Genomic DNA, 21,812 nt, shown 5'->3' on the forward strand with positions numbered 1-21,812 from the left:
ACTGCGGCTCCACGGCAGAAGGTTAGGCGTGTTCCGAACGATTCACCGGACACGGCCTAATACGGTCTGCCAAGCCGTGGGTGGCACGAGTTCGTAGGTCCGTCCGTTGTGGAGGACACTCTCAGCCGGCGTAACCCCGCCTGATCCGGTCCAGATGCTGGCTCACCACCATCAGTTCCTGGCGGTACGCTTCCCTGGGCAGGGACAACAGGAGCTGGTGAAGATCGGTGAGTTCGATCGTGGCCGCGCCGTAGTCGCCCAAGGTGACCAGGAGAGTTCCGGCGTGGAGCCGAACCTCCAGCAGGAGGGGGTCGTCGGACGGGCGAACGGGGGCCAGTTCGTCGACCAAGGCGCGGAACTGCTTGAGCGCCTCGTGAAGGTGCCCGAGGCCCATGCGGCAGTGGGCGGAGCGGGCCCGGCAATGCGCCGCCTGGTCCGCGTGCTGGGGGCCGGCGCTGGCGAGCTCCGCAGCCAGGGCCGTGTAGGCGGGAAGAGCTCGGCCGAGGTCTCCGTCGTCGAAGAGGGCCTGGGCGTGGCTGAAGCGCTCAGGAACCGGCACGGCTCCGGAGCCGTCGCCGGACGCCGGTATAGAGGGGGCGGGAGTAGGCTCCGCGCCCGGTTGGAGGGGCAATAAGCGGTCGTGGACGGCCCGTGCGGAGGGCGGCCGCTCATCCTGCCGCTTGGCCAGCGTCTCGGTGATGGCGGCTTCCAGTACGGGGTGGATATCGGGGCGCAACATCGCCAGCGGGACCGGAGGATCGTAGAGGACGGCACTCAGCTCGTCGGTGAAAGGCGGCTCTCCAGTGAGGAGTTCGTAGAGGATGCAACCCATCGCGTACAGGTCGGTCTGCGGAACAATGAGCCCGGACTGTACGACCTGCTCGGGGCCAGGTATCCGACGGTGCCGAGGACCTGGCGGTGGCGTGTCAGCCGCTGACGGGTTCGGGCGGCGCCCTTGAACGTCGCCGCGACCCCGAAGTCGACCACGGTGATCCGGCCTGTGGGCGACACCATGATGTTCGCCGGCTTGAGGTCCCGGTGGATCACTGGGAGGGCGTGGGTGTGCGTGAGAATGTCGCAGAGCTGCAGGGCGATGTCGACCACCTGCGCTTCTGTGAGGGGCTGTCCGTACCGCAGGACGGATTCGAGGGTGTCGCCGAGGACGAGCTCCATCACCATGTAGACGTGCTCCGCCACCCGCCCGAGGCACGCGTCGTAGAGCACCGGGAGGCCGGGATGCCGAAATCCCGCGACAAGCCGGGCCTCCCGGCGGAAGCGCTCGATCAGCTCGTCGGCGGCCGCGGGGTCGCCAGTGGCGGCGAGGTGGTGCGGATGGATGAGCTTGACGGCGACCGGGCGGTCCAGCTCCCGGTCGTACGCCTGCCAGACCTGTCCCATGGCCCCGGCGCCGAGTCTCGTGCGCAGTTCGTAGCGGTCGTCGAGGACCCCCAGGACCCCGATGTCACGATCCACGGACGTCATCGCCCGATCCGGCCGCGCCGTCGGCCACGAGTTCCTCGGCGAGCTCGACGAGCGTGCCTTCCCCGGGCAGGACCCAGCACCGGGGTCCTTGCACCGCCACAGGTGCCTCGGCCCGCCTTCGGCACCCTCAAGCTCGACCAGCTCGCCCACCGGCACATCTCGGCCTACGTCACCTGCCAACTCGCCGCCGACCGCGGCCGCACCACTCTTTACTGCCGCCTGGCCACCCTCTCTAGCGCTCTCGGCGACGCCGTCCGCCAACGCCGCCTCCCCCACAACCCGGCCAATCCCCCGGTCCTGCGCCGACCGCCATCGCCGGAACGGCGGATCTGGACGGCGGAGGAGGCTGCCCGCTTCCTCGATTACTGCCATCGGGCCGACCCCGAGATGGCCGACCTGTTCGAGTTCCTCATCGGTACCGGCATGCGCAGCGGGGAAGCCCTCGGTCTGCACTGGGACGACGTCCACCTGGCAGAAGGCGTCCTCTACGTGCGCTGCACCCTCTCCGCGATCGACAACAACCGCCTCGTCATCACCACGCCGAAGACCCAGTCGAGCCGCGGCTGGGTGGCCATCTCACCCCGCGTCGCCACCGCCCTCCGGCACCACGCAGGAGCAACGCCCCGCACCTGCGGTGATCCTGACGACCCGTTCACCGGTCTCGTCTTCTACCGACCCGACGGCCGACCGCTTGGCCCGCACCAGGTCCTCGACCGTCTCCATCAACTGTCCGAAGAGGCCGGCGTCCCGCGGATCACGGTCCACGACCTGCGCCATCTGGCCGCCACCATCACCATCACCGTCGGCGTGCCGCTCACCCTCGTCTCCAAGACGCTGCGGCACTCCACCCTGTCGACCACCGCGAACATCTACAGCCACCTCACCCTGCAGGCAGCCCACGAGGCCGTCGACACTATCGCCCAGACCCTCACCGGAACCGAGAAGGCCAGCCGCCGCACGGACCATGCGCCGTGGCTCCGACCACCACGCGACCACATCCACCGGCTCCGCGAGGTTGTGCACCGACTCCGCTCCCCCGCTGTCTCCGGCTTCAGCGCCGCAGCCGACCAGCCTCAGACTGGACGTGCGACCACACTGCGACCACCATGCCTCCGGACGCGCGAAAGGCCGCCCTCGCTTTAGTGAGAGAACGGCCTCCGACCTGCTAAAAGCATGGTCGGGACGACAGGATTTGAACCTGCGACCCCTTGACCCCCAGCGGTCGATCTTGGTTTGAAGACTTGTAGCGCTGTTCCGCGCTCCAGGCCGCGGTCATTGCCGGTTAAGCAGGTTGACGCTCCTTCTGCTCCGACAAGGGTTCGTGCAACGCGCTCGAAGCGAGTACGGCTCCAGTCGGCCCGGTACGGATGGCGGTCTTCGCGTCTCCGAAGGCTGCGCGTATTCGGAGGTGCGCGGTCCGGTCGCGTTGACGTGTTGGACTTTCAGGAGCTTGCCGAGGAACTCGGCCTGCTATCGGTCGAGCTCGACCTGATCATGACCTGGTTCAGGTCGAGCGTGGCCACGGCGCCATTCGGGGTGGCGTTCGCGAAAGTGAGGCGAGCGCCGATCACCTGGGCCTGGCCCAGCGCGATCGTCAGGCCGAGCCCGTGGCCGTGACCGCGCTCGGTCGCTCCGGTACGGAAACGCTGCGGGCCCTGGGTGAGCAGTTCCGGCGGGAAACCCGAACCGTGGTCGCGAATGGTGATCACCGCACCTCGGATGGCGATCTCGATCGGGGGTGTGCCATGCCGGTGGGCGTTGACGACGAGGTTGGTGACGATGCGGTCGAGTCGGCGCGGATCGGTCTCGGTGACCGGGCGCCCGGTCACCGAGACCCGGGTGTCCCTGTCGAACCCGGCTCGTCGTACGGACTCCCGGACCAGCTCGTCCAGCGGCACCGGCTGCGTGTCGGATCGTTCCGTGCCCGCGTCGAGGCGGGAGATCTCCAGGAGGTCCTCCACCAGGCCGCGTAGGACGCCAACCCGGTCCCGTACGAGATCGGTGGCTTCGCCCTGCGGCAGCAGCGAGGAGGAGGTGACCAAACCGGCGATCGGGGTGCGCAGTTCATGGGCGACGTCGGCGGTGAACCGCTGCTCGTTGCGCAGCCGGTCCTGGAGCGCGTCTGCCATGTGGTTGACAGCGAGGGAGATCTCACTGATCTCGTCGTGGCCGCGGCCTGCGGTGCGTGCGTCGAGGTCGCCGTGGCGGATGCGCCGGGCGGTGTCCGCGACCCGCCGTAGGCGCCGCACGACCAGCTCGGTCGCGAGCAAGGTGAGTGGCACGACGACAGCGAGCGTGGCGAGGGCCGCGTAGCGCATGTGCCGGTCGAGAGCCTGACGGATGAGCTGGTCGGTGAGCATGTCCGAGCGGACGGCCAGGACGGTGCCGTCGACACGGCTTGCCGCCCACATGGAGGCGCCTTGAGCAGGCTTGGTGGTGTCGTACCAGGTGACAGGACCGGAGCCGGAGCCGAGCCGTGCCAATAGCGGGTCCGGCACCGCGTCGCCGGTCACATAGCCGGTACTGCCCGAGGCATTGAGATCAGGCGGTCTGTGGAACTCGGCCGTCGCATTGCGCAGTTCGCGTTCAGCGGCGACGCGGCCGATACTCAGGGAACGAGTCTCGGTGGAGCGGTGGACCAGGACACCGATGCCCAGAGCCATCGCGCAGGCCGCGGCGGCGACTCCGGCCGCGATCTTCCAGCGCAGGGACCGCGGGTCGGCGATCCGCCACCGGGAGCGGCCGACGGACGAGGCGGTCGTGGATTCCATGCAGATCCTCACCGCCTGAACCGGTAGCCGAAACCCCGCACGGTTTCGATGTGCTCGGCCCCGATCTTCTTGCGCAGCCGCTGCACCGCCAGGTCGACGACCCGGCTGTCACCCTCCCAGCCGTAGTCCCAGACCTTGCGCAGGAGGGTCTGCCGCTGCAGGGCGACACCCGGCGCGGCCACGAACTCAAGGAGCAGCCGCAGCTCGGTGGGCGTGAGTGCGAGCAGTTCACCATCCCGGCGAACCTCCAGGCCGCACGTGTCGACGGTCAGATCACGGAAGGTGAGCACACGGGCGTCAGCCGTGGCCTGCGCGGCGCTGTCGCTCGCGGACGCGGTGAACGTGGCGCGCCGCAGCAGTGTGCGGATACGTGCTATCAGCTCGGCCGTGTCCACGGGTTTGACGACATAGTCGTCGGCGCCGGCCTCAAGCCCGGCGATGACATCGAGGCCGTCACCCCGGGCGGACATCATCAGGATGGGAGCCTGGCTCGTCTCGCGTACCCGGCGGCACAGTCCAATCCCGTCGAGCAGTGGCAGCATCACATCGAGTATGAGCAGGTCATGGGCGCCATCCCGGAACATCTCCAGCCCGGTCAGTCCGTCGGGTGCGCCCGAGGTCCGATAGCCGTAGCGCTCCAAGGCCAGCCCGACCGATCTGCGGATCGCTTCGTCGTCCTCGACGAGGAGAATGTGCACGCTCACTCCGGGGTCACCTTCCTGTCGGCCGGGCCATCGCGCCGGTTCGCCTGTCGCATCGACGGTAGCCGCCGTGCCGTCCTGACTCTCACAGCCGCAAGGAGGCGGCGACCGGGAGGTGGTCGCTCCCGGTACGCGGCAGCGTCCAGGAGGACACCGTGGTGACGCCCTTGACGAGGATCTGATCGATACGGACCACCGGAAACGTGGCAGGCCAGGTGAAGCCGAATCCGTGTCCGGCGCTGACCTGCGTCGACCGCAGTTGCCCGGTCAGCGCGCGCAGCGCAGTGTCGTCGGTCGTGCCGTTGAAGTCACCGACCACGACGACACGGGGCAGCGGCTCCGCACGTACCGCGGCGGCGAGCTTGTCGGCCGAGTCGTTGCGGCGCTCCGTGGTGAAGCCCACATCCAGGCGAAGACGGATGGACGCGAGATGTCCGACGTACACGGCGAGGGGCCCTTCAGGGGTGTCTGCGGTGGCATGCAGCGCGCGGGTCCACGGCATGATCGCGACGGCCTGTACGTCCTGCAGCGGATAGACGCTCCACAGGCCGACCGTGCCCCGCACTGCGTGGTAGGGGTACGCGGAGGCCAGCGCCTTCTCGTACACGATAGACGTCTTCGGCGTGAGCTCCTCCAGTGCCACCAGTTCGGCGCCGGATGCGGCAAGGCCATGAGCGGTACCGACCGGGTCAGGGTTGGCATCGTGGACGTTGTGGCTGACCACGGTCACGTCCCCCTTGAGGCCGGAGTCCCGGCCCAGGAACAGGCCGCCGAAGGCGCAGCTCCAGGCGACGGCGGGCACCAGCACGGCCGCGGCAGCGACCGGGGAGCGACGGACGGCGGCGAGGGCGATCAGCAGAGGAACACTCAGGCCGAGCCATGGCAGGAAGCTCTGCAGCAGGCTGCCGAGACCGCCGAGTTCGAGGGGAGGCCAAGCCGCGCCGAGAATGACGAGACCGCTCAGCACAGCCGCCAGGGCGATCAGATGCCCGCGTGAACCAGGGCTCTGCTGACCCTCATGCTTGTCGGCGCCCAGGGAATCGAGGACTGCTGCCATGTTCATACACGCCCTTTGGTGTCGAGCGCGGCAGGCAGACGCTCCTGCACGGCCTCGATGAGTGCTTCGCTCCGCTCGAATGCGGCTTCCAGGCCCTCTACGGGTGTGGTGCCGGCCCGCTGAGCGAGGACAACACCCAGCACGAGATGCGGCTTCCCACCAGAGCGCGCCCAGGCGGCCCACATCAGAGCACCGCCGGCAGGCGTGCTCGACCCGGTCTTCAAACCGATCACACCGGACCGGCCCAACAGCCGATTGGTGTTGATGATGGGGCCCGGCACCCCCGGAACGGTCGTACTGCGCATCGCGACTACGGCCCGCAGCACGGGTACGTGCATCGCCTGCCGGGCGAGCTTGAGCTGATCGTCAGCAGTGCTTGTGGTGGTGGGCTCGATTCCACTCGCACCGGTGTACCTGGTGTGTGCCATACCAAGGCCCAAAGCGGCACGGTTCATCTTGTCGACGAATGCTTCCTCGCTTCCCGCATCCCAACGGGCCAGCAGCCGCGCCACGTTGTTGCCGGACGGAAGCAACATCAGCTCCAGAAACTGGCGTTGCGTCAAGCGTTGGCCCGCTTGCAGCGGCGCCGTGGACTCGCTGAGCGATTGGGACTCCTGCGCTGCCTGTTCGTCGACCGTGATCCTCAGCCCCGGCTCCCCCACCGCGAGCGGATGTTCTTTGAGGATCACGAGGGCGGTCATGACCTTGGTGAGGCTGGCGATCGGCACCGGCCGCCGACCGCCCTTGCTGCCCAGACTGCCGAGCCCTTCCACCGTGATGCTCGCCTGGCCCTCGGCAGGCCAGGGCAACCGAAGGCGGTCCACGGGGGCGACCTGAGCAGCCTCGGTCGGGGCGCTGCCACCCTCTCCGTCACGCCCGGCGGCACAACCGCCTGCCCCGACGATGGCCAGCAGCGAGACCGCCCCACGGAGCACACGTGACCTGCGAATCGTTCGCCCACCCATCAACAACCATCCCTCCAGAACCAGACGACGTACGCGAGTAACCGCGTACGCCCTCAAGCCTGGGCGCGGACCGCATCCACACGCTCATGACCGTGCATCCGGCGGCACACAGAAATGTGTCGGTCAGGTATCGGGCGGTACGGCCCTGGCTGAGCCGGCCACTCACCGCCCCGGCAATACGGGGCAGCCCTCAGGTCCCGGTTCAGCCCCGCCAGGAAGTGCCAGACCGCCGTCGCGGGCCAGAGCAGAGCGAGGACAACGCCGAACGTCCCTAAGATGATCAATTCCAAGGGATGCCTGCGGAGGGTGCGGGGTGGGCCACGGCCGAAGCCACCGCGAGACGGTCAGGCGGCGGGCTGCCAGCCCGTTGTCGAGGTGCAGCGGGCGGAATCGGTCCTCGATTCGCTCGGTGATGACGCCCGTCACGTCTTCGCTGGTGTCGGGCATAGAGGGGCTCCCTTCATTTCGAGGAATCCGGTGCTGGAATGGGGAATTGAGTGCTGGTCGGTTAGTCCAGGCACGTGTAGACCTCGTGATAGACCAGGAGCGTCAGCGCGCCGAGAACAGCGATGGAGCCGGTGAACCGGGCAGTGCGCATGCGGAATTGACCTCCGTGGCATGGAGAGGAGATACGGAACAGCCCCCGGCGGATGCCGTGCGGACTGAGAACAAGAGTCCGGAGAATCCCCGGTTTCGGTAACCGGGGATTGCGTTCTACGTTCCGCGCCACCGCGCGCGCGGCAGACGGCCTTTCACCTGGGTTGGCAAGGCAAGGCGGGCGCGTTACCAGGAATTCAGCGGCTCGGTCCGTGCTGCGGAGCGGGGCGAGCAAGCAGAGCGGGGGCGGTGGCGTACCGGGGCGCTGGCGAGGCCGCCGGCAGCGGGGGCTTCTCGCCGTTCCAGTGCGCTTCCCACCACTGGGTGGCGACGTCAAAGGTCTTGAAGCCGCCCTCGCGCAGGGTGTGCGTCCACGCGTTGGTGTCGACCTCTTCGAGCAGCACACGGAAGGGCAGTGCCGCCTTGTCGTCGAGGGCGCGCAGCATCACGGTGGTCTCGACCGGGTCGCTGTCGTGGGTGTAGCTGGTGAGCAGGGCGAAGTGGTCGCCGTCGTTGCGCAGGCGCTTCTCCAGGGCGCGCGCGGCCTGGTCTGCGGGGGCGGTGCCCATGCCGTCGGACAGGAGGATCTTCTCCTCGGGGCAGCCACGCGCGATCAGCCACGACTGGGCCATGGACGGCAGGGGCAGCTCTTCACTGTCGAATCGGAAGGTGCGCCACTGGGTCGCGTTTGAGGTACAGGGCCACGATCTGCGGCTCCCCGGGGATACCCCAGGTGACAGCCCGGTTGTGCATCACGTAGAAGCCGTGCTCGGCGTCTTCGCTGTGGTGCTCGGCGAGCACGGTCAACATGTCCTGCTCGGCGCCGAAGCACCGCCAGAACTGATCAGCGACATGCTCGTTGACCGCACTGTAACCGTCGAGGTGGAAGTTCGGTTCGTAGGTGGGCATCAGTGCCTTCGGGTCGACGGCGCCTTCGGCATCGCGGACGCGGTGCCGAAGGCGCCGTTCAGCGGCGTGGGCGGGAAACAGCGCGGGGCGCTGGCGGCGCGGGCGAGGGTGTCGTGCTGGGTGGGCCGGCGGGGCGCGGGGCACAGAGGATGGCTCGGCCGGCGTCAGTGAGGGTGACTGGCTGCCCGGCATGCACCGGGTGCGAGGTATCACGGTCGACAAGGCCGCTGGCCTCCAGGCGCTGCAGTTGGGCGTAGGAGATGCGGGCGCGCGAGAGGGTCGCCGTCTGTCGAAGCGGGTGGCGATCGCGCGGAACTGCTTCAGGCGGTTGAAGCAGCGTTCGACCACGTTGCGCGCCTTGTACAGCTCGCGGTCGAAGGCCGGCGGCCTGCCGCCGGCCTGTCCGCACCGCAGGCGGTTGGCCTTCTGATCGGCCCGCTCGGGGATCACGGCCCGGATGCCCCGCCCGCGCAGGGCCCGGCGGATCGCCCGTGACGAGTACGCTTTGTCCGCGATGACCGCATCAGGTCTGCGGCGAGGCCGCCCGGCACCGGCCCGGGGCACCCGCGCCTCGTCCATGACCCGTCGAAAACGGTGGAATCATTGACGTTGCCCGGCGTGACGACGACGGGGCAGACCCCGGCCGTCACAGGCGAGATGGACCTTGGTCGTCAGCCCGCCACGGGACCGCCCGAGCGCCTGGCGAGCCGCCGCACGTGCCGGATCTTCCAGTTCGTCCCCCGCCTGCGCCCCCTTTTACGGGCACCGGCGGCGTGCTGGTGAGCCCTGTTGGCCGTGGAGTCGACTGACACGATCCACTCCATGTCCCCGACGCCGTCGTCACGAACCTGGACCTGCTCCAGCAGCCGGGCCCAGGTACCGTCCGATTCCCAGCGCGCGAACCGCTCATAGACCGTCTGCCACGGCCCAAAGCGTTCCGGCAGGTCACGCCACGGAGCACCGGTCCGCAACCGCCACAACACCCCGTTGATCACCTGCCGATGATCCCGCCACGGCCGCCCACGACCGTCAACACCCGGCAGCAAAGGCGCTATCCGCCCCCACGCCACATCCGTCAACTCACAAGATCAATTATCAGACAAGACCTAGAGTCTTGTCTGCCAAGCCGGTCAAGAAGCTTCCTCCTGCGGCGCGGCTGGCCGGTCTGTTCCTCGCGGCACACAGCACGTCTCCAAGCTCCTCAGGCAGATTCCGCCCGACTTCCCGGAAGCCCGTCAGGTCGAGCGCCGCGCGAGGCCGGCTGTTCGGTTCGACGCTGCTGCATGGACCCAGTGGAAGAACGCGGCAACCCCCGCGGTGCGGCGGCACGCGGAGGCCGTCAAGTACTGCGCCGTGTGCGCGCTCGAACCGGGACAGGTCGCTGCCGCGTTCATGGAGCGGGTCCACCCGCAGTTCGCCCCCAAGTGGATCAAGAATGCCTACGGCGAGTGGAAGGAGGCACACCCTGATCGTGGGCCTCAGACGGCCGAGTTCACCGTGGTCTTCCGGGCCGAGCACGGCCACGGTCCCTCCTATACAACCAGCTGTGCTCCGGCCTGGGGTGGGACGTGTGCCGCTCAGTACGTAGCTTCATCGTGCGGCGGCTGCTGTCGAACGAGTGGCTGATGGAGACGAGCCTGGTGCCGTGGACGCTACGGCCTGGGGTAATGGCTCAGGCCCAGGGCATCGCGCTGCCGAAGGCGCGGACCGCGGCCGCCGCCGTACGCCCTGGCCCGTAACCCCGGCGCCAGGGGCTTGGCCGGCCCGTATGGCAACGACGTCGCGTTCCGTCACGCCCAGCACCGGCTGGCCGACAAGGCATCGGCCCGACTGGACATCGCCGCCGTCATCGTCGCCAGGAAGATCCGCAACATGCGTACTTGCCTGCTTCGGGCGGCGCGTACCAGGCATCTCGAAGACGCCGAGGCCGTAGCCGGCCGCCTTCGCGCGGCGCGGATGGATGCGCTCGGCCACCTCCGCCGCAGCGCTGATGGGTATCGAGGGAGCCGCCACCCGCGACCACTTCACCGCGCTCGGCAAGATCCTCGGGTCCGCGTGGGCGTTCACTGCCCGCAAGCGCCGCCCGCTGCCGGACCCGGTCAACGCCATGCTCTTCTTCGGCTACACGCTCCTGCCCCAGCAGGCCGTCGCCGCGGTCGAACTCGCCGATCTGGACCCGATGGTCGGCATCCTCCATGACCTGCGACGCGGACGGCCCTCTTTGGCACTGGATCTGATGGAGGAGTTCCGGCCGCTGGTGGTGGAACAGGTGGTGCTCGGGCTGTGCACGTCTGGGAGCGGCACACCGGCCGGATTCGGGCGGCCGGATCGGCCTGCGTGCGGGTCGCCGGCCCCGCGTCCGGCCAGAACACGACTGCGCTCTTCGGTGCGCTCAACGCGGCGAGCTGCTCGAACACCTGCAGATCCCCTTCCCCCATCTCGACCCCACCCTTCGGCAGATGCGAAGGCGTGCCATGGGTCATGTGGCCCATGGCACGCCTTCCTTTCAGACAACGTGGGTCTGGAGGACGGCAACCCACCGCGAGCCCGCAGCCCGCCGCCGATGTGCGGTCCGGGCGGGTCGCACGGCAGGGTCAGAAGACCGCCGGCAGCCCGTCGAGCGCCTTGGTCACCTCGGCCGCGAATCCCATCTCGGACCGGGGCTGTTCGCTCGCCCACCAAACGTGTCCGTCGGGGCGGATCAGGGCTGCTGTGACGCCGGCCCACGCCGGTCCACCGGTCTCGGAGAGGCGGCTCGGGTGTATGGAGATGCCGGCTACCGCCGCTCGCTCGGCCACTTCGCCGTCCACTGGTGAGTCATCCATGGCCAGGAGCACCGCGCGGCCGTCGTGCAGCAGCGGCAACACTCCGTCGCCCTCACGGTCGTGCGCTCGTGCTCCGGTCAGAGGGTGTGCGTCGGGGTCGGCGGACCGGTAGACGGTGTCGAGCCCGGAGAGCTTGCCGGCCAGCATCCGCGAGAAGTCGGGCTCGGTGGCAATGGCCTCGGTCAGCAGGCCGCGCAGCGCGTTGACGCCCGGGGTCAGTCCGGTGATCAGGGCGGTCTGCGCCATGGTGTGCGCGGACAGTTCGGCGCCGACCGGATGGCGTTCGGCGTGGTAGGTGGCCAGCAGTTTCGGGTCAGCTCTTCCCTGGACCACGGCGGCCAGCTTCCAGCCGAGGTTCATGGCGTCCTGGAGCCCGACATTCAGTCCCACGCCGCCCGTCGGCCAGTGGATATGGGCCGCGTCCCCGGCCAGCAGCACCCGGCCTTCGCGATAGGTCGCGGCCAGCCGAGTGGCGTCGCCGAATCGGGACAGCCAAGTGGGCGACCGCATACCGAAATCGGTGCCGGCGATGCGCAGCGAGGTCTCGCGCAGTTCGTCCAGAGTCAGCGGGACATCGCGCTGCTGGTTGGCAGGGTCGTACCCGGTGACACGGAAGCCGCCGTCCGGCAGCGGGATGACGAGGAGGCGGCCGTAGTCGGAGTGGGCGGTGAAGCCGGGGGTGCTCGGCGGGTCGTCGAGATGCACCTCGCCGAGGAAGCCATAGACGGAGGTGTCCGAACCCGGGAAGTCGATGCCGGCTGACTGGCGCACGGTGCTGCGGGCGCCGTCCGTGCCCACGACATACGATGCGTTCACTTCGTAGGGGCCATCGGGACCGCTCACCCGGACGGTGACGGACGAGTCGTCCTGGACCAGTGACGTGACCTGATGGCAGCGCCGGATGACTGCGCCCCGCTCGGTGGCGTGGCGCTCCAGCAGTTCCTCGGTGGCCACTTGCGGCTGGACCAGCAGATAGGGGAACGGAGTCGGCAGCGAGCTCAGATCGACACGGGTCTGAAGCATCCCGAAGTGCCAGTTGGGAATGCGTCGGCCGGAGGCGAGGGCCTCATGGTGCAGGTTCCGCATGGCCAGCACCTCGATGGTGCGTGCGTGGATACCCAGGGCCTTGGAGTGCGGACTGCGTCGCTCTTCCTTCTCCAGGACGAGCACGGGGACACCCGCGAGGGCGAGTTCGTGGGCGAGGAGGAGACCGACCGGGCCGGCTCCTGCGATGATGACGCGGGCGGCCGAGGACCTCTGTGGGTTGGTCATGTGGTGCCGAATCCTTCTTTACTGGTGGGCTGGTGGTCGTTTGCTGAGCTCCCGGTTCTTGCAGCGCTTCGCCGACGCTAAGGGACGACCTCGGCTTGCCCCTATCCCCGATTTCTGGGGTCTTTGGGCGCAGGGTGTCTGTTCTTCGCTTCGAGAGGAGCTTCGTCATGCGGATCCGGACACGGTCCGCACTTCGGAACCACTGCGCAACTTCGTGATCGGCAACAACGACCCGCCCGACCACCCAGCCCTCGCCCGGCAGATACAGGACTACCCGCGCCGGCGCAACGATCACCGCCGCTGCGAGGGCGCACCGAGCCGTCCCGCCGACAACCCGGCGGACCTGTGCGGACACAGCACCAGCAGGCACGTCCGGCCTGCGAGCGACCCTTCAGGGGCGCTGAGAGGTGGCGGCGTGGTCGGAGAGTCCTTGTTCGAGGATCGTGGCCACGAGCTGTCCGCGGCTGCGCACGCCGACCTTGGCGAAGATGGATTTGAGATGGTCCTGGACGGTGTGGACGGAGATGTGTAGCTGGGCGCTGATAGCCGTCGACGAGCCTCCTGCGATCACTCTCTGCAGGACCTGTCGTTCGCGGTTGGTCAGACCGTGTACGAGCATGAGCAGCTCGGCGATGTCGGAACTCGGAGCAGGCTCGACGACCACCGCGACGCCCTTGTCCCGGTCCTGGCCATCACCGACCGGTGAGCCATGAAGAGCGAGCCATCGCCCGGACCGGGCTTGCACCCGGGAGTAGGCATCCACCAGCCGGCCCTGGGCGGAGGGCGACACCCGGGAGTGTGGGAGTGACACCCGGGCCCTGGCCGCGACCTGGTGCACGGCGTACGGCAGGCCACCGCCCCGACCCGCTGCGGGCGCCAGTTCGTCCAGGTACTGCTGGGCGGCCTCATTGGCCAGTTGCGTCTCGTTGTCCTTGTTGAGCACCAGGACGCCGGGGCCGACATCGGCGAGGGTGCCTGTCCGGGCCTGGGCGCGGTAGGCGGTTCGGCGGAGTCCCGCGGCCAGTAGCGGACAGATCGCCTGCAACAGTGCCGCCTCTTCCAGGGAGAAGTCCGGGCGGTCGCCTGTACGGAAGAGCGCAAAACCGCCCCAACACTGGCCATCGACGACGCACACAGCACGAACTTCGTGGCGAGCATCGAGAATGGGAAGAATCGTCCGCAGCCGTGGACTTGCCTCCTGCTGTTCCTCGGCGAGGTGGCCGAGAATCGCGACTCCGGTGCTGGAACGGGCCAGTGTCGTGAATTTGTTGACGTCGGGAACGAGGTACTCGTTATAAGCGGCGAGGGCGTAGACGTGTGACGGGATTCCCTCAGACACGTGATCGGTGATCAGCATCGTTGATGGGTCAATGGTGCTGAAACAGGCCGCGTCCCACTGCAACACCCGCGCAAGCCGCGCGGTGACCCGCTGACGCAGCACACGCGAGTCGGTCTCCTGCGCGCAGATCATCTCGACGTCGAGCACCACACCGAGCTGATGGCCCGTCAGCCGCATACAACGCCTCCTGCGTGGCCGGGAATCCACCCTGCTGGAGGGCGGCGAAGGCCCCCAGAAACTGGGGATAGGAGCGTACAGAAGTCGAGCCTAACATCGGTCACCTCACGCGACTGTACGGGCTGCGCAACGACCATGCCCGTGCCAACGCGACCCTCAGCCGGTCGCGCGAGCGGTCGTCGGGACCAGGACACGGAGGAGCGCGTTGCCCAGATCGCCGATCTTGTCGAGGGGCAACTCTGCATGTGGTGACAGCAATACGGCTTCCTCGTAGTCGAGGTCTTACCAATCCGCACCCGCCTTCGTTTCGTCCCCTTCAGTCGCACCAGACTCTACTCATCAATCGTCAACGCCCACCGCAACCTGAATTGCCGGACAGGCCCGAGCAGGAGGAGAATCACTCATGGCGCTGCACCGTCTCACCCGACTCACTATCGGGGTCCCCGACGTTGTCACCAGTGCCGGCTATTACACGGAATTCGGCCTCACGCCGACAGATACGACCTCCTTCGGCGGTCCTGTGCCGTTCGCGTCTTTCGCGACGGTCGACGGCGGTGAGCAACTGCGTCTGGTGACTGCGCCTCACCGGCAGCTCGTGGAGATGCGGATCGGCGCGGACGACGCGGACGACCTGGAACGGATCGGGCGCGGCCTGGCTTCGATCGACATGCTGGCCGAGCGCTCCGAAAGCAAGCTGCGGACCTACGATTCGGGCACAGAGGTCAGCATCGTCGTCGAACTCGCGCCGCGAATCGACCAGGCCGAGACCCCGCCGCCGCCCTACAACATGCCCGGTCACATCGCCCGCCCCGACGCCCGCGCACCCAGTGTGCTGCGTGAAGCGCCGGTCCAGCCCCGCAAACTCGGGCACGTCGTCCTCGGCTCGGCAGATCAGGAGCGCTCCCAGAAGCTGTTCACCGACGGCCTCGGCTTCAAGGTCAGCGATGCCGTGCCGGGCCTCGCGACGTTCCTGCGCTGTTCCACCGACCACCACAACGTACTGGTGCAGCAGGCCCCGATCCCGTTCCTGCACCATACGTCCTGGCAGGTGAACGACATCGACGACGTGGGCCGCGGCGCGACCGCGATGCTTGAGAAGGATCCGTCCCGGCATGTGTGGGGCCTGGGCCGCCACCACGTCGGTTCCAACTTCTTCTGGTATCTGCGCGACCCCGCGGGCAACTTCAGCGAGTACTATTCCGACCTCGACTGCATCGTCGACGACGCGTTGTGGACACCACGGACGTTCGAGGGCATGCACGCGCTCTACAACTGGGGCCCTCCGCCGCCCCCGTCGTTCCTCGCCCCCGAAGACCTCGCCGCGCTGATGACCGGTGCGCACGGATCACGCTGAAGATGCATGCCTACGCGGCCGGCGCAGGGCCGCGGCGCTCTCGAAGGACCGGTGGCCGCGGTGCGGGGGCAGCATCAACGATGAGTCGTATAACGACAGCCGCACCTGAGGGTCAGGGTTGTCCTTGTTCGTGTCCACCAGGCATACCGACTGCCACGTTCCCAGTCGCAGACGGCCGTCGATGACCGGCAGGGTTGCGTGGGGTGGGACGAAGGCCGGGAGGACGTGGTCGCGGCCGTGGCCGGGGCTGCCGTGGCGGTGTTGCCAGCGGTCGTCCGCCGGGAGCAGCGTGTGCAGGGCCGCGAGGAGGTCGTCGTCGCTGCCGGAACCCGTCTCGATGATCGCCACGCCGGCCGTGGCGTGCGGCACGAAGACGTTCAGGAGGCCGTCCCGGCCGCGCGCCGTCTCGCGGAGGAAGGCCTCGCAGTCTCGGGTGAGGTCCACGACCGACTCCGCCGAGCCGGAGGCGATGTTCAGGACACGGGTGCTGAAGACGTCGGACATGACTCCATCAAGGTGACGTCCCGCTCGGCTCGGACGAGGTCGCGGTGAGCGTCTGCCAAGGCGGCGTGCGCCACGTCGAGGAGTCCGTCGTCGCGGTGCCGCCACAGCTCCTCGATGCTGTGGCCCACGGCGGCCTCGATCCGCTGGTCGAGGGCGGTGCGCGTCTGCCGGTCGGGAACGATCGAGGGGCCGTTTCGGATACCTCCGATACGGCCCCTGACCTGCGACTCTTTCGAGTCGGGACGACAGGATTTGAACCTGCGACCCCTTGACCCCCAGTCAAGTGCGCTACCAAGCTGCGCCACGTCCCGATGCGTTCTCGCGGTGGACCGCGTGATCGCGTGAACAGAACTTTACCGCACTGCGGGGAGTGCCTCGCAGGGGGCTGGAGGCGCGGGAGAATCGGGGTATGAGTGACGTAGTGGGAGGGCGCGACCGGGACGGGGCAGGGCGGGCTCGTAATGCGCGGCCGAGGGACGGGCTGGGGCGGCCGTTGCCCTACGGGGTCCAGGGCGTGGCGCGTCAGCCGGAGGGGGTCGTGCGCGCTCCGGAGGACACCGTCGCCGAGGCGCAGGCGCTGCTCGCCGCCGGGAAGCCGTTCCATGCGCACGAGGTCTTCGAGGACGCCTGGAAGTCGGGGCCCGACGAGGAGCGTGCGCTGTGGCGGGGGCTCGCCCAGCTCGCGGTCGGTCTCACGCATGCGGCCCGGGGCAACGCGACCGGCGGCGCCCGGCTGCTGCGCCGGGGAGCCGGGGCTGTCGAGGGGTGGGTGGCCGAGACGGGACGGAGCGTGCCGTACGGCATGGACACAGGCGCTCTGGTCGAGTGGGCCCGGGAGCTGGCCTCGGCCGTGGAGCGGGGTTCGGTCGCCGTGGACGCGCGGGCCTGCTCGCCCCGGCTGCGCGGGGAGCTGTCGTAGGAGGCGGGGGCCTGGTGTGGAGTGTCAGTGGCGTACGGCAGACTCGATGCCGTGCGGAAGATCCATGTCATCGGCATCGGGGCGGGCGACCCCGATCAGCTCACGCTGCAAGCGGTCAAGGCGCTCCGGAGTACGGACGTCTTCTTCGTGCTCGACAAGGGCGAGGTGAAGTCGGACCTCACCCGGCTGCGCCACGGCCTTCTCGAGGCGCACCGGCCGGAGGGGGCGTACCGACTGGTCGAGGCGCGTGACCCGGAGCGCGACCGGACCGCGGGCGGGGCGGCCTACTCCCCCGCCGTCGGCGACTGGCGTTCGGCGCGCGCCGCCCTCTACGAGCGGCTGATCGCCGAGGAGCTGGGCGAGGACGAGAGCGGCGCGTTCCTGGTGTGGGGCGACCCCGCGCTGTACGACAGCACGCTCGGCATCCTGGAGGAGGTCCTGGACCGGGGCGCGGTGACGTTCTCGTACGACGTCGTGCCCGGCGTCAGCAGTGTCTCAGCGCTCGTCGCGAAGCACCGTACGGGGCTCAACCGGGTGGCCCGGCCCGTCCAGATCACCACGGGCCGCCGACTCGCGGAGGGCTTCCCTGACGGGGTGGACGACGTGGTCGTGATGCTCGACGCCCACCAGGCCTTCCGGCAGTACGCGGACCAGGACATCGACATCTACTGGGGTGCCTACATCGGCACGCCCGACGAGATACTCGTCTCCGGGCCCCTCTCCGAGACCGCCGAGCGCATCGAGCGGCTGCGGGCGGAGGCCCGGGAGCGCAAGGGCTGGATCATGGACACCTATCTGTTGCGCAGGCATCCGCGAGGCCGGGGCGAGGCGGCCGACTAGCGGTCATCCGGGGCCAGTCCCAGCGCGGCCAGTGCCCCGGTCACGTCCGGCACCGGGGTCACACCCTCGGGCAGCGGCGGGCGGCGTACGACGACCACGGGCAGCCCGAGTTCCCGCGCGGCCGTGAGTTTGGCCGCCGTCGCCGTGCCACCGCTGTCCTTCGTCACGAGCACGTCGATACGGTGCGCGCGCAGCAGGGCCGTCTCCCCCTCGACCGTGAAGGGCCCGCGGGCCGCGAGTGTCCGCGTGTCCGGCGGCATGGGGGGCTCCGGCGGTTCCACGGACCGTACGACGAAGTGGAGGTCCGCGAGGTGGGCGAAGGCCGCGATCTCCAGGCGGCCGGTGGTGAGGAAGACGCGACGGCCGAGCCTCGGCAGCAGGTCAGCGGCTTCGGCGAGCGAGGCCGCCGCGTGCCAGCGGTCCCCGCGGCCTGCGCGCCAACCGGGCCTGCGCAGAACGACGGTGGGCACTGCGGTGAGCGCGGCGGCACGGGCCGCGTTCGCCGTGATGCGGGCGGCGAAGGGGTGCGTGGCGTCGACCATCGCGTCCACCCGGTGCGCGCGCAGCCAGGCGGCCAGCCCCTCCGCCCCGCCGAACCCCCCGACGCGTACGTCCCCGTCGACAGGCCCCGGCCGGGACACCCGCCCCGCCAGGGACGTGGTCACGCGCACACCGGCGCGGGAGCCGAGCCGGGCGGCGAGTTCGCGTGCCTCGGTGGTACCGCCGAGGATCAGGACATGCGAGGACATGACGTCGAGCGTACGGGCGTCCTGGGTGAGCGCGGCACAACCCGTGGGCCCACCGCGCTCGTTATGGTCCCGGCATGGACTCAGTGCGTGCCGTACTCATCGACATCGACGGCGTCCTCACCGTCTCGTGGCAGCCGCTGCCGGGCGCGGTCGAGGCACTGTGGGAGATCCGCGACCGGGGGCTCGCCTTCGTCCTGCTCACCAACACGACGTCCCGCACGCGCGGTTCGATCGCCACGACGCTGTCGGCGGCCGGATTCCCGGTAGCCGCCGAGGACATCCTCACCGCGCCCGCGGTCACCGCCGCGTACCTCGCCGACCGCTGTCCGGGCGCGCGGTGCTCGCTGCTCAACAGCGGTGACATCCGGGAGGATCTCACCGGGGTCCGGCTCGTCGAGGGGGACATCGTCCCGGACGTCGTGATCGTCGGCGGCGCGGGCCCGGAGTTCGACTACGCCGCGCTCTCTTCGGCCAACTCCGGCAGGGCGCCCGGCTGGTGGCCATGCACCGCAATCTGTACTGGCGCACCGACCGCGGGCTGCGGCTCGACACGGGTGCGTTCCTGCTCGGGCTGGAGAAGGCCGCGGGCACGCGGGCGGAGCTCACGGGCAAGCCGTCGCCCGCGTTCTTCGAGGCGGCGCTGGCCCGTCTCGGGGTCCGCGCCGACCAAGCGTTGATGGTCGGCGACGACATCGAGTCCGATGTCCTCGCGGCGCAGCGCGTCGGTCTCACCGGGGTGCTCGTCAGGACCGGCAAGTATCTGCCGGAGGTCCACCGGGCCGCGAGCGGCGAGCCCGACCATGTCCTCGACTCCTTCGCGGATCTGCCCGCGCTGCTTCGGTAGCGCCTCGACCGCCTTCAGCGCAGCAGCAGTTGGACGCCGCCGACCACCGTCGCCACGATCACCAGCGCCTCGAACAGCCGCTGGTTGATCCACTTCACGGCCCACTTGCCGAGGAACGCCCCGGGCACCACGAACAGCGCGAGCGCCGCGTCCAGCAGCAGCGACCGGCCGTCGATCAGGCCCAGCCCGACACTGAAGGGCACCTTGGAGACATTGACGATGAGGAAGAAGAACGCGGACGTGCCGAGGAAGCCCAGCTTGCGGAACCCGGCGGAGAGGAGGTACATCGACATCACCGGGCCGCCCGCGTTCGCGACCATCGTGGTGAAGCCGCCGAGGACGCCGTAGGAACGGGCCTTGAGCCGGCCGGCGCTCGTGGTCACCGAGCCGGGTCCGGGTTCCTCGGCCTGGCCCGCGCGTCGGCGGCGCCACAGCGTGACGGAGGCCATCAGCAGCAGGATCGCGCCGATCGAGGTCCGGACGATCGCGTCATCGGCCCTGATCAGGAAGAGGGTGCCGAGGACGACGCCCACGGCGACGGCCGGGAACAGGCGCCACAGCGTGGGCCAGTGGGCGTGCCGCCGGTAGGTGAGGACCGCGAGGACGTCACCGACGATCAGCACGGGCAGCAGGACGCCGGTCGAGGCGCGGGCGGGCAGGACGGCGGCGAAGATCGCGAGGCTGACCGTGTTGGCGCCGCTCACGGCGGTCTTGGAGAAGCCGACGAGCAGCGCGGCGGCGGCCAGCGCGGCGAAGCCCCACGGGGATATGGACCACAGTGTCATCGTGTTCATGGCAAGGGTCGATGCTACGGTCACCCATCCGGTGCCCCGGCGACCGTCTCGCCAGGCGGCACGCCCGGAACGGCGCACGTTCGACCCGGGACAGGGCGAACTCCCTTGCGCCGCCCGCCTCTTGGGGTCCTGTCAGTTCTCGACCAGTACCGCGCTGCCCTGCCCGACGCCCACGCACATCGTCGCCAGTCCGCGGGCCGCGCCCGTGCGGCGCATGCGGTGGAGCAGGGTCGTCAGGATGCGCGCGCCCGAGCAGCCGAGCGGGTGGCCGAGGGCGATGGCGCCGCCGGTCGGGTTGACCAGCTCCGGGTCGATGCCGAGCCGGTCGACGCAGGCGAGGGCCTGGGCGGCGAACGCCTCGTTGAACTCGGCCTCCTGGAGGTCGCCGATGGTCCAGCCCGCGCGCGCCAGGGCCTTCTCGGTGGCGGGGACGGGGCCGATGCCCATCACGTCCGGGTGCACACCGGCCGAGGACCCGGCGATGTACCGGCCGAGGGATTCGAGGCCCAGGTCGTTCAGCACCTCCTCGCTGACCAGCAGGAGTCCGGCCGCGCCGTCGTTCATGGGCGAGGCGTTGCCCGCGGTGACGGTGCCGCCGTCGCGGAACACCGGCTTGAGGCGGGCGAGCTTCTCGGCCGACGTGTCCTCGCGGACGCATTCGTCGGCGTCGACCACGATGCCGTCCGGCCTGGTCACCGGCAGGATTTCAGCATCGAAGCAGCCGTCCTTGCGGGCGGCGGCGGCACGCTGGTGGCTGCGCAGCGCGAAGTCGTCCTGGCGTTCGCGCGAGACGCCGTACCGCCCGGCGACCTCCTCAGCGGTCTCCCCCATGGACAGCAGGCCGTGCAGCTCACGCATCGCCGGGTTGACCAGCCGCCAGCCGAGCCGGGTGTCGGCGGTCTCCATGCGGTGCGGCAGGGCCTCGTCGGGGCGGGGCAGGACGAAGGGGGCGCGGCTCATGGACTCGGAGCCCCCGGCGAGCACGACGTCGGCCTCGCCCGCGGCGATCGTACGGGCGGCCAGGGTCACTGCCTCAAGGCCCGAGGCGCACAGCCGGTTGACCGTGGCGCCCGGCACGGACTCCGGCAGACCGGCGAGGAGGGCGGCCATGCGGGCGACGTTGCGGTTGTCCTCACCGGCCTGGTTGGCGGCGCCCCAGTAGACGTCGTCGATGCGGGCCGGGTCGAGGGCGGGCGCGTCGGCGACCAGACCGCGGATGACCGTGGCGGCGAGGTCGTCGGGGCGTACGCAGGACAGAGCGCCGCGCAGTTTGCCGATGGGGGTGCGGCGGGCCGCGGCGAAGTGGACGGTACGCGTACGCACGGAGTACTCCTGACCTGCCTCAGGGTTAATTAGCGCTGCTAGTTTCGGACTATAGTCCGACGGGCGCCCCGCTGGGAAGGTCCGCGGCCCCGGACGACGGGGCCGTGCCACCAGAGGCTGGGCTCTCTGGTGACACGGCCCCGCGAGGTCAGTCGATACTCGGCAGGATATGGGGCTCCGCGAGGTCGTCCTCGTACCCGGCCAGCCGGATGGGGGCCGACCTGGCCCACACCTCCAGGCTGCCGAGCTGCTTCTCCGTCCGGCGTCCCCCGCGCTCCGCACGTTCCTTGGGGCGTTGCTCGCGATTCGTCTTCTCCGGTGTCACCGCGCACTCCTTATGTGTCGGGTAACCCTCGGGACGTAGCCCAGTCTGCCGCTGCGCCTCGGCGT

The 21,812-nt window shown here is 69.5% G+C and carries 18 protein-coding genes, 1 tRNA gene and 5 pseudogenes; 8 read left to right on the forward strand and 16 right to left on the reverse strand.

The annotated features are described in order from the left end of the window. Nucleotides 1-121 precede the first annotated feature (121 nt). A complete protein-coding gene (locus ACZ60T_RS04495) occupies nt 122-832 on the reverse strand; it encodes a serine/threonine-protein kinase (protein ID WP_469664343.1) in 711 nt (236 codons plus the stop codon). Then, nucleotides 775-1,482, reverse strand: a complete 708-nt coding sequence (locus ACZ60T_RS04500; protein WP_469664345.1) for a serine/threonine-protein kinase — start codon at nt 1,480-1,482, stop codon at nt 775-777. The genes ACZ60T_RS04495 and ACZ60T_RS04500 overlap by 58 nt, the downstream gene beginning before the upstream one ends. Nucleotides 1,483-1,584: 102 nt before the next feature. On the opposite strand from ACZ60T_RS04500, the gene ACZ60T_RS04505 reads away from it, so the two are divergent. Continuing rightward, entirely contained in the window at nt 1,585-2,625 is a 1,041-nt protein-coding gene (locus tag ACZ60T_RS04505) for a tyrosine-type recombinase/integrase (RefSeq protein ID WP_469664347.1), read from the forward strand. Nucleotides 2,626-2,924: 299 nt separating this feature from the next. On the opposite strand, the gene ACZ60T_RS04510 is transcribed toward ACZ60T_RS04505, so the two are convergent. The 6 genes and pseudogenes from ACZ60T_RS04510 to ACZ60T_RS04535 all read right to left on the reverse strand — a co-directional run. After that, nucleotides 2,925-4,253, reverse strand: coding sequence for an ATP-binding protein (locus ACZ60T_RS04510; RefSeq protein ID WP_469664349.1), 1,329 nt, complete (start codon nt 4,251-4,253; stop codon nt 2,925-2,927). An 8-nt stretch (nt 4,254-4,261) separates the two neighbouring features. Next, on the reverse strand, nt 4,262-4,951 hold the full coding sequence (cseB, locus tag ACZ60T_RS04515; protein ID WP_469664761.1) for a two-component system response regulator CseB: 690 nt from the start codon (nt 4,949-4,951) through the stop codon (nt 4,262-4,264). Nucleotides 4,952-5,039: 88 nt separating this feature from the next. Next, nucleotides 5,040-6,017, reverse strand: coding sequence for an endonuclease/exonuclease/phosphatase family protein (locus ACZ60T_RS04520; protein WP_365629570.1), 978 nt, complete (start codon nt 6,015-6,017; stop codon nt 5,040-5,042). Next, on the reverse strand, nt 6,014-6,835 hold the full coding sequence (locus ACZ60T_RS04525; RefSeq protein WP_469664351.1) for a D-alanyl-D-alanine carboxypeptidase family protein: 822 nt from the start codon (nt 6,833-6,835) through the stop codon (nt 6,014-6,016). The genes ACZ60T_RS04520 and ACZ60T_RS04525 overlap by 4 nt, the downstream gene beginning before the upstream one ends. A gap of 935 nt (nt 6,836-7,770) precedes the next feature. Beyond that, complete coding sequence (locus ACZ60T_RS04530; protein ID WP_469664353.1) at nt 7,771-8,205, reverse strand: hypothetical protein; 435 nt, start codon at nt 8,203-8,205, stop codon at nt 7,771-7,773. A gap of 562 nt (nt 8,206-8,767) precedes the next feature. Next, a pseudogene (locus ACZ60T_RS04535) lies at nt 8,768-9,561 on the reverse strand (IS5 family transposase); the annotation flags it as partial. 489 nt (nt 9,562-10,050) lie between these two features. Between ACZ60T_RS04535 and ACZ60T_RS04540 the strand changes: the two are divergent. The 3 genes and pseudogenes from ACZ60T_RS04540 to cas1 all read left to right on the forward strand — a co-directional run. Continuing rightward, nucleotides 10,051-10,221: a hypothetical protein gene (locus ACZ60T_RS04540; protein WP_469664355.1), complete on the forward strand. Its 171-nt coding sequence runs from the start codon at nt 10,051-10,053 to the stop codon at nt 10,219-10,221. 16 nt (nt 10,222-10,237) lie between these two features. Continuing rightward, nucleotides 10,238-10,420 (forward strand): annotated as a pseudogene (locus ACZ60T_RS04545) (CRISPR-associated endonuclease Cas1); the annotation flags it as partial. A 22-nt stretch (nt 10,421-10,442) separates the two neighbouring features. After that, nucleotides 10,443-10,793 (forward strand): annotated as a pseudogene (cas1, locus tag ACZ60T_RS04550) (CRISPR-associated endonuclease Cas1); the annotation flags it as partial. Between the two features lie 283 nt (nt 10,794-11,076). On the opposite strand, the gene ACZ60T_RS04555 reads toward cas1, so the two are convergent. Continuing rightward, nucleotides 11,077-12,579 carry an FAD-dependent monooxygenase gene (locus ACZ60T_RS04555; RefSeq protein WP_469664357.1) on the reverse strand — a complete coding sequence of 501 codons (1,503 nt, stop codon included), beginning with the start codon at nt 12,577-12,579 and terminating at the stop codon, nt 11,077-11,079. A 391-nt stretch (nt 12,580-12,970) separates the two neighbouring features. Next, nucleotides 12,971-14,095, reverse strand: a complete 1,125-nt coding sequence (locus ACZ60T_RS04560) for a helix-turn-helix transcriptional regulator (protein ID WP_469664359.1) — start codon at nt 14,093-14,095, stop codon at nt 12,971-12,973. Between the two features lie 403 nt (nt 14,096-14,498). Here ACZ60T_RS04560 and ACZ60T_RS04565 point away from each other — a divergent pair, with 403 nt between their 5' ends. After that, the gene (locus ACZ60T_RS04565; protein WP_469664361.1) at nt 14,499-15,449 is read left to right on the forward strand and encodes a VOC family protein; all 951 of its coding nucleotides are present in this window, start codon (nt 14,499-14,501) and stop codon (nt 15,447-15,449) included. Nucleotides 15,450-15,542: 93 nt separating this feature from the next. Here the strand turns inward: ACZ60T_RS04565 and ACZ60T_RS04570 are convergent. Then, nucleotides 15,543-15,953, reverse strand: a pseudogene (locus ACZ60T_RS04570) (secondary thiamine-phosphate synthase enzyme YjbQ); the annotation flags it as partial. A 237-nt stretch (nt 15,954-16,190) separates the two neighbouring features. Further along, a tRNA-Pro gene (locus ACZ60T_RS04575) sits at nt 16,191-16,264 on the reverse strand. A 98-nt stretch (nt 16,265-16,362) separates the two neighbouring features. On the opposite strand from ACZ60T_RS04575, the gene ACZ60T_RS04580 reads away from it, so the two are divergent. Together ACZ60T_RS04580 and cobF are read left to right on the forward strand one after the other, a co-directional pair. Continuing rightward, the gene (locus tag ACZ60T_RS04580; RefSeq protein ID WP_469664363.1) at nt 16,363-16,872 is read left to right on the forward strand and encodes a DUF309 domain-containing protein; all 510 of its coding nucleotides are present in this window, start codon (nt 16,363-16,365) and stop codon (nt 16,870-16,872) included. A 51-nt stretch (nt 16,873-16,923) separates the two neighbouring features. Beyond that, entirely contained in the window at nt 16,924-17,712 is a 789-nt protein-coding gene (gene cobF, locus ACZ60T_RS04585) for a precorrin-6A synthase (deacetylating) (protein WP_469664763.1), read from the forward strand. Here cobF and ACZ60T_RS04590 read toward each other — a convergent pair. After that, nucleotides 17,709-18,461 (reverse strand): cobalt-precorrin-6A reductase, encoded by a 753-nt coding sequence (locus ACZ60T_RS04590; RefSeq protein ID WP_469664365.1) that lies wholly within the window; start codon nt 18,459-18,461, stop codon nt 17,709-17,711. The two genes, cobF and ACZ60T_RS04590, sit on opposite strands and share 4 nt — an antisense overlap. Nucleotides 18,462-18,535: 74 nt before the next feature. Here ACZ60T_RS04590 and ACZ60T_RS04595 point away from each other — a divergent pair. Next, a pseudogene (locus ACZ60T_RS04595) lies at nt 18,536-19,305 on the forward strand (HAD-IIA family hydrolase). A 14-nt stretch (nt 19,306-19,319) separates the two neighbouring features. Here the strand turns inward: ACZ60T_RS04595 and ACZ60T_RS04600 are convergent. The 3 genes from ACZ60T_RS04600 to ACZ60T_RS04610 form a co-directional block, all read right to left on the reverse strand. Next, on the reverse strand, nt 19,320-20,099 hold the full coding sequence (locus tag ACZ60T_RS04600) for a sulfite exporter TauE/SafE family protein (protein ID WP_469664366.1): 780 nt from the start codon (nt 20,097-20,099) through the stop codon (nt 19,320-19,322). Between the two features lie 132 nt (nt 20,100-20,231). Continuing rightward, nucleotides 20,232-21,422 (reverse strand): thiolase family protein, encoded by a 1,191-nt coding sequence (locus tag ACZ60T_RS04605; RefSeq protein ID WP_469664368.1) that lies wholly within the window; start codon nt 21,420-21,422, stop codon nt 20,232-20,234. Between the two features lie 148 nt (nt 21,423-21,570). Beyond that, complete coding sequence (locus ACZ60T_RS04610; RefSeq protein WP_252424254.1) at nt 21,571-21,747, reverse strand: hypothetical protein; 177 nt, start codon at nt 21,745-21,747, stop codon at nt 21,571-21,573. Nucleotides 21,748-21,812: the final 65 nt, after the last annotated feature.

Source organism: Streptomyces sp. NPDC104371 (assembly GCF_055583785.1).